Source organism: Flavobacterium luteolum, assembly GCF_027111275.1.
Lineage (GTDB): Bacteria > Bacteroidota > Bacteroidia > Flavobacteriales > Flavobacteriaceae > Flavobacterium > Flavobacterium luteolum.
Genome location: NZ_CP114286.1, coordinates 414,162 through 426,456, shown reverse-complemented (window position 1 = coordinate 426,456; position 12,295 = coordinate 414,162). Strand labels below are relative to the sequence as shown.

The window sequence follows — 12,295 nt, the reverse complement described above, 5'->3', positions numbered from 1 at the left end:
ACCTTATTTTTTAGAAGAAACGAGGAGTTGTCATTTTACCTTTGTTGGAGAAGAATTCATAACGAAGGAAAATTTCGTGTGAACCTGAATTGTAATTATTTAAATGAGTGGTTTCTCTGTCATAACCATAACCTAAATAAAGTCCGTCTGTAATCTGAAATCCGACCATAGCACTTAATGAAGCGCTCCATCTGTAAGCTACACCAGCCATGAATTTGTCGTAGAACATAAAATTGGCAGAAACATCAACTTGTAGCGGTGCACCTTCGACCATTTTGGTTAAAATAGCTGGTTTGAATTTAATGTATTGATATTTGTCTAGATCGAATACATAACCTGCCATTAAATAGTAATTGATTTTGTCTTTGTAAATTGCTACATCATTGTCGTCGTAACGATTTGTTTCAATAAAATTTGGAACAGATAAACCAATGTAAGCCTTGTCTGAATGCCAGTAAACCCCAGCACCAACATTAGGAGAAAATTTATTGCTTAAATCCTGAAACTGCGGATCACCCTGATCTGCCGGATTTAGTTTGTTTACATCCAAATTGAAGATATTTGCAGTTCCTTTAATACCAAACGAAAGTTTAAAATCTGCAGATGTCTGGACAGTATACGATAGATCAACTGAGATATTGTTTTCGTTTGTTGGACCAATTTTGTCGTTAACCAAAGAAGCTCCTATACCTAGTCTGCTATTGTTTAGCGGTGTATTAATTGAAAAACTGCTTGTTTCCGGTGCTCCGTCAAGACCAACCCATTGAGTACGGTAAAGACCAAAAACACTAAATACCCCACGAGAACCTGCATAAGCAGGATTTATATTTATTGTGTTGTACATGTACTGTGTATACTGAGCGTCTTGCTGTGCATACCCTGAACATGTAACTAACAGAATGACGAAGAAAAATAGCTTTGTTCTCATAGTAGATTATATTATTTTAATACTATTGACTTTTAAATCATTGTAATTCAATGTGCTCTTATTCAAGATTGATTCATTTTTTCAGTTTTAAATACGCTGTAAAAGAGCTTTTACAGCGTATTTTGAAAAGGATTATTTTGATAGATATAAATACCCGTCTAGTTTATGATCTTGAACATTGTTGTTTCCATCTAGAGATTTATAATTAATAATGTAAAAATAAGTCCCAGTTGGTAGTCCGTCAGATTGCTTAACAGTTGTTCTTCCTCTAGAAGTACCATCAAAAGCATTTGTTGTATTATTGTAGTTTGTAGTTTCAAAAACTAAAATTCCCCAGCGATTATATATTTCGACAGAATTGCTTGGATAACAAGTGGTGTCATCGATATTGTCAATTTTGAAGAAATCATTTTTGTTATCGCCATTTGGAGAAAAAGCATTATGAACTAATACGTCACCACAAGCTAAGACTTTACAATCATCATTGATTTCCATGTTTAAAACTATGCTTCTTGGACATTTTTCATCAGCTATTGCATATTCGAAAACGTAATTGCCTAATGCCAAACCAAACGGATTAAGAATTGTTCCCTGAAGGGCATTAGTATTATTTTTATCAATCCAAGTTCCTGTTGAAGGACTTCCTTCAGGAAGCAGACTGCTTAGATTTACCAATGTCGAATCATCGTTACAAGCTGTTGCACTAGTTTGAGTAACACCATTTGGAACAACTATAATCGTAACAGTTGCAGTATCACAATTTTCAGAACTTAGTTTGTCGCAAATTCTGTAGCTGTACGTATAAGTGCCGGCAGGTGTTAAACTTGATACTGTTACATTTCCAGAACCATCAAAAGTGATATTTGGATTTGATTTAGTGCCGGTTGCTTCAGTAAGAAGTGTAAAGTTTACTAATTCTAATGATGCGCGAGTGATTCCTTTCGTATCATTGCTCAATACATTTCCAACTAGTCCGAAAGAGTTACATCCAATATTACTGTACGTATCGTCATTTGCAACTACTGGTGTAGGTGGCGCTGGCGGATCTAGAACTACTACTGTTACAATTGCACTATCGCAGTTTCCAAAATCGGCTTTTTCGCAAATTTGGTAAGTTAACGTGTAAGTGCCACCTGGTGTGTTTGGTGCAACATTTACAGATCCGTCAGGATTTAATGTCAAGGCACCAGTTGGGTCAGGAACAGTAGTTGTTAAGGTAACATCGTTTATATTTACTGACGAACCATTTAATGTGTCATTAGTTAAAACATTCACTATGTTAGTTTGTCCTGCAGGTCCTGTTATTGGTGCTGGATTATCATAAGTTGCGACAATGGCAAATGTTGGTCTCGCAGTACAGAAAGGATCTGCTGGTGGATAACTAAGTGTGATAGTTTCACTAGGATTTACAGAAACGGTTAGGTTAGCAGTTGGACGTAATTTCTCAAATCCATCAGCGGCTTCAATCCATTTGTTGTTTTCAAAAATCCATCCAGGCCAATCAATTCCTTTTCCTTGCCCATCTACAACAGCTCCAGGCCATAATACACGACCGCTCAATGGTAAATTGGTCATTGTTGTTACGACATTGTTGTTGCTATCGGCCCAAGCAATTGTCACACCATTTACAGGAGTGAAGTTTACTGGCGTTACCACATAATCAACGTAAGGAACGTCGTTCACACATATTGATGTTGCTGTAACAGTCATTACTGGTGCTTCAATTGTAATTGTAACCGTTGCAGTGTCACAATTATCTGTCTGATCGGCTTCGCAAATTTGATATACCATTGTCAATGTTCCTACTGGAGCATTTGGTAACACATCAACAGAACCATCAGGATTTAGCTGTAAAAACTCGTTTGGAGTTACAGTCGTTATAATTACATCAGAGGCAGTTATCGCTGCTCCTTCTAAAGTATCATTTGTTAATACATTTAATACGTTAGTTGTGGTATGATTTACACCAGCAATAGGACCTGCACTGTCATCATTAGCAACAATATCTTTGTATTCTTTGCAGCTTACGCCGAAGTCAATGTCTAAGTGAACTAAATCCTCTGGCGTTACAGTTACTACATAACCGGCATCTGTTGTGGTTTGACAAACGGTATGCATTTGCATTTTGCTCGTTTTACCACTTATGTTTTTAGCAGATGAAGAAGGGATAACTTTCACTAGACCAGTAGCACCTAAAGCAGCAGCCACAGCATCGAAATTAGCATCTCTTACTAATTTTATTGTATAATCTCCATACGGATTTGCAGTTTCTGGACGTTCTCTCCAGAATCCTTCAATTCCGACAATTACATCTGCATGGTAGCCATTTGGACCATCAACAATTATATTAGAACTAAGAGCATTACCGAAACCTGCTGCATTTAGCTCTCCATTATTTTCAGGACCAGTATAGCTTCCATCTCCGTTAAGATCTATCCATTCCCATTGGCTGTAATCGATAGAGCCATTTGAATCTGGAATATTTTTAGTAACCACTCCATCATTATTGGCATCGTACCATTCATCTTGAATTCCATTATTATTAAGATCATACCAAACATAATCTCCAAGTACAGGAAGAGTAGATTTGCCATATTCGAAATTATGAGTCTGAACTTTACAATCTTCAAGAGTTGTAAAGAATAAACTAGAATCTACAGGATATAATTGATGTGCACTATTTAAGTTTGCATCTTGTACTTGTACCAAGTAACTTCCAGCAGGCATTCCAGAGAAACTGTACATTCCATCAGTTCCTGTAATACGCATTTGTATTGCTCCAGGTGTTGTTCCTTGCGGAATTAAAGTAACAGGTACATTGGCAAGAGGCGTATTGGTATCTACATTTATTACTTGTCCAGAAATTTTTACAGTATATTCTGGTTGAGAAATCACTACTGTAGCTGTAGCAGAACAAGTTTGATTTTCGCCGTTGACTAGTGCCGTTGCAGTAAGAGTATAAGTTCCAGCTGGTAAATTTGTATTACCAACTACTTCATTTCTCTCATTAGTAATTACTACAATCGAGCCAGGGCTATTGGTTACTGTAATTTTACCATCGCTTCCTCCAAAACAGCTTGTGTTTGTTGCAACTCCGCTAACAGTAACTTTGCTTTCAACTGTAAAGGTTTGAACCAATTCGGTTTTGTTTCCAGCACAGTCTGTTAAAGTATAAGTTCTTGTTAAGATATAAGGTGTTCCGTCGCAGCCGTTTCCTTCATTGTTAGTGTCCGAAACAGTGATATTTACAGTAGAGCTGCAATTATCAGCCGCGTCTTTAATATCTGACGGATTTCCTGCTGGTATTAAATCAATGCTAGCTAAGTTTGTTATACTTTCAGGAGCTGTTCCTGTTGGAGCAGTTTTATCTCTTACTGTAATAATTTGAACGTGAGTGGTTGTATTTCCACCGCAGTCGCTAATTTTCCAAGTGCGAGTTAAAGTATAATTAGTTGAACATTCATTCTCAATACCAGATTTTACCTCTGAAAATACTATTGGTAAATTATCATTGCAATTATCTGAAACATGCATTTCTGCTGATTCAGGAACTGCATCGCATGATACTTCAATATCTAGAGGAAGATCGCCAGTAAACATTGGAGCAGTAGTATCTTGAATTGTAATCACTTGCGTGAAAGTTTCAGAAGTATTGCCACAATCATCTTTTACAGTCCAAGTGTTGGTGTAAGTTCCTGCATTTGAACAATTTTCAGAAGCTACAAACTGGCCGCTTACTTTAGTGATGTTAGAGACATCAGCATCGCATGAGTCAGAAGCTATAGGAAACTGAGCCTGAGCTGCTGCAAGTCCTTGAGTATCGCTGCACTCTAAAGTTGCGTTCAGAGTTCCTGCAGCAGTTGTCCAAGTCGGAGCAGCTGTATCCTGAATTGTAATCACCTGAGTGAAAGTTTCAGAAGTATTTCCGCAGTCGTCTTTTACAGTCCAAGTGTTGGTGTAAGTTCCTGCATTTGAACAATTTTCAGAAGCTACAAACTGGCCGCTTACTTTAGTGATGTTAGAGACATCAGCATCGCATGAGTCAGAAGCTATAGGAAACTGAGCTTGAGCTGTCGCAAGTCCTTGAGTATCGCTGCACTCTAAAGTTGCGTTTAGAGTTCCTGAAGCAGTTGTCCAAGTTGGAGCAGCTGTATCCTGAATTGTAATCACTTGCGTGAAAGTTTCAGAAGTATTTCCGCAGTCGTCTTTTACAGTCCAAGTATTGGTGTAAGTTCCGGCATTTCCGCATCCTTCAGAAGCTATAAACTGTCCGCTTACTTTAGTGATGTTAGAGACATCAGCATCGCATGAGTCAGAAGCTATAGGAAACTGAGCTTGAGCTGTCGCAAGTCCTTGAGTATCGCTGCACTCTAAAGTTGCGTTTAGAGTTCCTGAAGCAGTTGTCCAAGTTGGAGCAGCTGTATCCTGAATTGTAATCACTTGCGTGAAAGTTTCAGAAGTATTTCCGCAGTCGTCTTTTACAGTCCAAGTATTGGTGTAAGTTCCGGCATTTCCGCATCCTTCAGAAGCTACAAACTGTCCGCTTATTTTAGTGATGTTAGAGACATCAGCATCGCATGAGTCAGAAGCTATAGGAAACTGAGCCTGAGCTGTCGCAAGTCCTTGAGTATCGCTGCACTCTAAAGTTGCGTTTAGAGAACCCGCAGCAGTTGTCCAAGTCGGAGCAGCAGTGTCCTGAATTGTAATCACCTGAGTGAAAGTTTCAGAAGTATTGCCACAATCGTCTTTTACAGTCCAAGTATTGGTGTAAGTTCCGGCATTTCCGCATCCTTCAGAAGCTACAAACTGTCCGCTTACTTTAGTGATGTTTGAAACATCAGCATCGCATGAGTCAGAAGCTATAGGAAACTGAGCCTGAGCTGCTGCAAGTCCTTGAGTATCGCTGCATTCTAAAGTTGCGTTTAGAGTTCCTGCAGCAGTTGTCCAAGTTGGAGCAGCAGTATCCTGAATTGTAATCACTTGCGTGAAAGTTTCAGAAGTATTTTCGCAGTCGTCTTTTACAGTCCAAGTATTGGTATAAGTTCCTGCATTTCCGCATCCTTCAGAAGCTGTAAATTTTCCGCTTACTTTTATGATGTTTGAAACATCAGCATCGCAGGCATCGCTAGCACTAGGAAATAAGGCTTGAGCCGATGCTAGAGCTTGTGTATCGCTACACTCAACAGTTTTATCTAAAGATCCTGTCTGAGTTGCCCAGATTGGAGCAGTATTATCTTGAACTATTATAGTTTGGCTTACAGGAAGAGAAATATTTCCGCAAGCATCTTTTGCGGTCCAAGTTCTTGTTTTAGTATAAGAGCCGGCACAATTCCCTTGTATAATAGTATCTTCGAAAGTTAATGAAGAAATAGTTCCATTATTGTCAGTTGCCGTTGCTTGTGCAAAAACAGGTACTGCTGGACAATTGATAGTAGTAACCTCAGGCAGCGGATTTACAATTGGTTTAATTGAATCTCCATCCAAAATAGTAAACGATTCAGAAAGTGTACATCCGTTTGCATCAGTAATAAGCACAGTGTAATTTCCAGCAGCAAGATTACTTGCAGTTGCAGTTATTTGTACAGGAACTGAGTTCCAAGAATAGTTATATTGAGCAGTTCCACCTGAAACAGTTACTGTCGCAGAACCATTATTTCCTCCGCCACAAGTAACATCTGTTTGACTTTTTATTGCACTTAATGCTTTTTGAGGTTGCGAAATTGTTACAGAACAATTTGTTGTATAACCTAATTTATCAGTAACAGTAACAGTGTGTAAACCGGCAGTTAAAGCAACTGCTTGCGCACTTGTTTCACTATTGTCCCATAAATATGTATACTCTCCGTTACCACCTACAGCAGTTACAGTTGCTTTACCAGTATTACCTCCAAAACATTTTACAGCGCTATCTTGAGAAATACTGCAAGAGAGTACATTTGGTTGAGTTATAGTGACAGTACAAGTTGTTGTACAGCCTTTTGAATCGGTAACTGTAACAGTATGTAATCCTGCATTTAATCCAAGTGCTTTTTGAGTAGTTTCGTTATTATCCCATAAATAAGTATAGCCAACATTACCTCCAATTGGTGTTACAGTTGCTTCTCCATCGCTTAATCCATTTGAAGTAACAGATTTGTTTTGAATAACTGAGCAGCTTAAAGCTATAGCTGGCTGTCCGATTGTAACAGAATTGGATTGAGAAGAACAGGAATCAGTGATTGTTAAAGTGTATATTCCTGCAGGAAGGTTTGAAACAGTTGCTGCTGTTCCAACCACTGCATTCGAACTGTTTGTCCAAGAATAGTTTACAGTTCCAATTGCGTTTGTCACGGTTCCAGCCGTTACAGTACCAGTGCTTGCTCCAAAACAGAAAACATCAGTTTTAGAAGACGTTCCTAAAGCTAAAGCTGCCGCTGGCTGTCCGATTGTAACCGAATTGGATTGAGAAGAGCAGGAATCAGTTACAGTTAAAGTATAAGTTCCCGCAGGAAGGTTTGAAACAGTTGCTGCTGTTCCAACCACTGCATTCAAGCTGTTTGTCCAAGAGTAAGAAACAGCTCCAACCGCATTTGTTACAGTCCCCGCTGTTACAGAACCAGTGCTTTTTCCGAAGCAGGAAGCATCTGTTTTAGAAGACGTTCCTAAAGCTAAAGCTGCCGCAGGCTGTCCGATTGTAACAGAATTGGATTGAGAAGAACAGGAATCGGTTACAGTTAAAGTATAAGTTCCCGCAGGAAGGTTTGAAACCGTTGCTGCTGTTCCAACCACTGCATTCGAGCTGTTTTTCCAAGAGTAAGTTATAGTTCCAACCGCATTTGTTACAGTCCCCGCTGTTACAGAACCAGTGCTTTTTCCGAAGCAGGAAGCATCTGTTTTAGAAGAAGCTCCTAAAGCTAAAGCTGCCGCTGGCTGTCCGATTGTAACAGAATTGGATTGAGAAGAACAGGAATCAGTTACAGTTAAAGTATAAGTTCCCGCAGGAAGGTTTGAAACCGTTGCTGAAGTTCCTACTTCAACATTGCCGTTTTTCCAAGAGTAAGTTATAGTTCCAACCGCATTTGTTACAGTCCCCGCTGTTACAGAACCAGTGCTTTTTCCGAAGCAGGAAGCATCTGTTTTAGAAGACGCTCCTAAAGCTAAAGCTGCCGCTGGCTGTCCGATTGTAACCGAATTGGATTGAGAAGAGCAGGAATCAGTTACAGTTAAAGTATAAGTTCCCGCAGGAAGGTTTGAAACCGTTGCTGCTGTTCCAACCACTGCATTCGAGCTGTTTTTCCAAGAGTAAGTTATAGTTCCAACCGCATTTGTTACAGTCCCCGCTGTTACAGAACCAGTGCTTTTTCCGAAGCAGGAAGCATCTGTTTTAGAAGAAGCTCCTAAAGCTAAAGCTGCCGCTGGCTGTCCGATTGTAACAGAATTAGACTGAGAAGAACAGGAATCAGTTACAGTTAAAGTATAAGTTCCCGCAGGAAGGTTTGAAACCGTTGCTGAAGTTCCTACTTCAGTATTGCCGTTTTTCCAAGAATAAGAAACAGTTCCAACCGCATTTGTTACAGTCCCCGCTGTTACAGAACCAGTGCTTTTTCCGAAGCAGGAAGCATCTGTTTTAGAAGACGCTCCTAAAGCTAAAGCTGCCGCTGGCTGTCCGATTGTAACAGAATTGGATTGAGAAGAACAGGAATCAGTTACAGTTAAAGTATAAGTTCCCGCAGGAAGGTTTGAAACCGTTGCTGAAGTTCCTACTTCAACATTGCCGTTTTTCCAAGAATAAGAAACAGTTCCAACCGCATTTGTTACAGTCCCCGCTGTTACAGAACCAGTGCTTTTTCCGAAGCAGGAAGCATCTGTTTTAGAAGAAGCTCCTAAAGCTAAAGCTGCCGCTGGCTGTCCGATTGTAACAGAATTAGACTGAGAAGAACAGGAATCAGTTACAGTTAAAGTATAAGTTCCCGCAGGAAGGTTTGAAACCGTTGCTGCTGTTCCAACCACTGCATTCGAGCTGTTTTTCCAAGAGTAAGTTATAGTTCCAACCGCATTTGTTACAGTCCCCGCTGTTACAGAACCAGTGCTTTTTCCGAAGCAGGAAGCATCTGTTTTAGAAGACGCTCCTAAAGCTAAAGCTGCCGCTGGCTGTCCGATTGTAACAGAATTGGATTGAGAAGAACAGGAATCAGTTACAGTTAAAGTATAAGTTCCCGCAGGAAGGTTTGAAACCGTTGCTGCTGTTCCAACCACTGCATTCGAGCTGTTTTTCCAAGAGTAAGTTATAGTTCCAACCGCATTTGTTACAGTCCCCGCTGTTACAGAACCAGTGCTTTTTCCGAAGCAGGAAGCATCTGTTTTAGAAGACGCTCCTAAAGCTAAAGCTGCCGCTGGCTGTCCGATTGTAACAGAATTAGACTGAGAAGAACAGGAATCAGTTACAGTTAAAGTATAAGTTCCCGCAGGAAGGTTTGAAACCGTTGCTGAAGTTCCTACTTCAACATTGCCGTTTTTCCAAGAGTAAGTTATAGTTCCAACCGCATTTGTTACAGTCCCCGCTGTTACAGAACCAGTGCTTTTTCCGAAGCAGGAAGCATCTGTTTTAGAAGACGCTCCTAAAGCTAAAGCTGCCGCTGGCTGTCCGATTGTAACAGAATTGGATTGAGAAGAACAGGAATCAGTTACAGTTAAAGTATAAGTTCCCGCAGGAAGGTTTGAAACCGTTGCTGAAGTTCCTACTTCAACATTGCCGTTTTTCCAAGAATAAGAAACAGTTCCAACCGCATTTGTTACAGTCCCCGCTGTTACAGAACCAGTGCTTTTTCCGAAGCAGGAAGCATCTGTTTTAGAAGAAGCTCCTAAAGCTAAAGCTGCCGCTGGCTGTCCGATTGTAACAGAATTAGACTGAGAAGAACAGGAATCAGTTACAGTTAAAGTATAAGTTCCCGCAGGAAGGTTTGAAACCGTTGCTGCTGTTCCAACCACTGCATTCGAACTGTTTTTCCAAGAGTAGTTTACGGTTCCAACCGCATTTGTAACGGTTCCAGCCGTTACGCTTCCGGTACTTTTTCCGAAGCATGAAGCATCGGTTTTAGAAGATGCCCCTAAAGCTAAAGCTGCAGTAGGTCCAGTTATGGTTACAGTTTTTGTAACTTGGCAAAGATTTGCATCTTTTACTATTACAGTGTAGGTTCCAGCAGCTAAATTAGAGGCTGTAGCTGAGGTTTGAACTGGAGTTGTGTTCCAAGAATAAGTGTAAGTCCCCATTCCTCCTGTTGCAGTAACGGTTGCAGAACCATTTGTTCCTCCATTACAAGTTAAATTAACTTGAGTTGTAGATGCGGCTAAACTAGTTGTAGGTTCAGTAATACTTATTTGTTTAGTATTACTGCAACCTTTTGAATCAGTTACAGTCACAGTATATGTGCCAGCAGACAAGTTTGTTGCTGTTGCATTAGTTTGAACGGGAGAAGTATTCCAAGAATAGTTATAACTTCCCGTTCCGCCTGATGCAGTTACAGTGGCTGAACCAGTTGCGGCTCCTTTACATTTGACATCAATATGCGAAGCCGTGGTTTCAGTTATTACAATATTGGTTTGACTTACCACTACAGGTTTGATATCAGAACAACCTGATTCGGCATTGGTTCCTTTAATGTAATATGTTCCAACAGGCGCAGCACTTGGCGTAGCGAGAGGAGTAGTTGCTGTAGAATTTGTCCAGTAAGTATAGGTTAGACCAGAAGTACTTCCTGCCGTAATAGCAGGCAATGTTAAGTTTGCTGTACCATTTGCACAAACTGGGGCTGGGTTTGTAATAACCAACGTATTTGTTGCAAAACTTTTTGCTTTTAAAAATACTCCAGCATCCCATTTTTGGTCAGATGCATCTGCAATTGCCATTTTTATTTTATAATTCTGTCCTGGTGTAACGGCATAAGTAGCAGTTAATACCACAGTTGATCCATCATACTCCATTGTGGCAGAACCAGCAGGATTGTTAGCATAATATGCAACGTTATGATTTGGGAAAGATACATTGTTGACATTTGTTCCTGACGAATGTATATTATTAATTGTAACTGCATCGCCATTTGGTAACTGAGCCAAGTTTATAGCATTGTTCGTATAGGGGCCATTAATTCCAGATCCGCTTAAGAAAAATCCAAAAGCATCATTATAATCTGTATGCACATATTCTAAATATTCTTCGGAAGCAAATACAAATTTAAACTCAACTAAATTTCCGTCGGGAATAAAATTAAATTCAAGTATTGCTGCGTCGTGCATGGTTTCACCAGATATATTGGTCAAATCGGGATCACTAGCTTCATTGACAAGTTCGTCTGATCTATTGGTATAACTATTCGGTCCCATAGCAGAGCTGATTTTCCCAGTAGATAAGAGAATACCTTCGTCTATAGGAAATGTTGAAGTTGCTTTATTGTAATAGCCTAATTGTCTGTCTCCAGCTGTTGTAGACCAGTTGTGGTTTACCCAATTCCAGTTATTATTGCTTCTTTTGTAATAACCAAAACGAACATTGCTTATACTAAGACAGCCAGAGGTTAAAATGTTGCGGACTAATAGGTCGGGGGTGTAGCCATTGTAGCCATATGAAGCATTTGCAACATCGATGGAACCAGCAGCGGCAAGGGCACTAACTGCAGCCGTCTTTGCGGTAGCTTTACTTGGAGACAATGTATTCCCAATTCGTGTAGGTATTTCTTGTGCATTTCCAATGAAAGTCCCACTTAGTAGCAGTAAAAATAAATAACAAAATGTTAAATATTGATAGTAGAATTTTTTCATATTGATAGCTTTTATCGGTTTATTGATATTTTAAATCAGATTGTGTTTTTGGATTGCCTTTTTATTAAACTATAAAATGACATTAGGGCTCGGTAAAATCAAAAGGGAGGTTTTTAATTCAGCAAAAGATGGCTATCATTTAAGTAAATCATTTTAGATGCTTGGTTAGAATTATCTAAATTGCTTAGGTGCGAATCGACATTTTCAGCATGAAAAAGTGTTATGGTTAAAAATGATAGTGCGCAAAAAATGTTTTTAGTAAAAATGTTTTTCTTCGAGAAAAAAATAAACTTACAATTGCTTACAAATTTTACTGCTTTTTCAAGAGTAGATTTTGTTTTCATAACTTAAGATTTAGTTTTAAAGTATTTATGAAATTTTAACAGAATCAAAGTTATATTAGAGTTTTTCTAATATTATTTTTTTATCTGTAACTAACCTAAAAACTCGTTGAAGTGTTGTTTTTTCATCCAAAATTGACTCAAAAACGCTTTTTTTTAACTCTAAAAAGTGAAATTTTTTCGTACATTTTTTTGCTTTATTAGCGGTAATTGGTTTATTTGAAATATTATA

Annotated in this window: 2 protein-coding genes; both read right to left on the bottom strand. The window is 39.2% G+C overall.

Annotation, left to right across the window (positions count from 1 at the left end; genetic code table 11):
• Positions 1–10: 10 nt before the first annotated feature.
• Positions 11–928, bottom strand: coding sequence for a PorP/SprF family type IX secretion system membrane protein (locus tag OZP10_RS01505; RefSeq protein WP_281633197.1), 918 nt, complete (start codon positions 926–928; stop codon positions 11–13).
• A gap of 132 nt (positions 929–1,060) precedes the next feature.
• On the bottom strand, positions 1,061–11,722 hold the full coding sequence (locus OZP10_RS01500; protein WP_281633196.1) for a choice-of-anchor L domain-containing protein: 10,662 nt from the start codon (positions 11,720–11,722) through the stop codon (positions 1,061–1,063).
• Positions 11,723–12,295 lie beyond the last annotated feature (573 nt).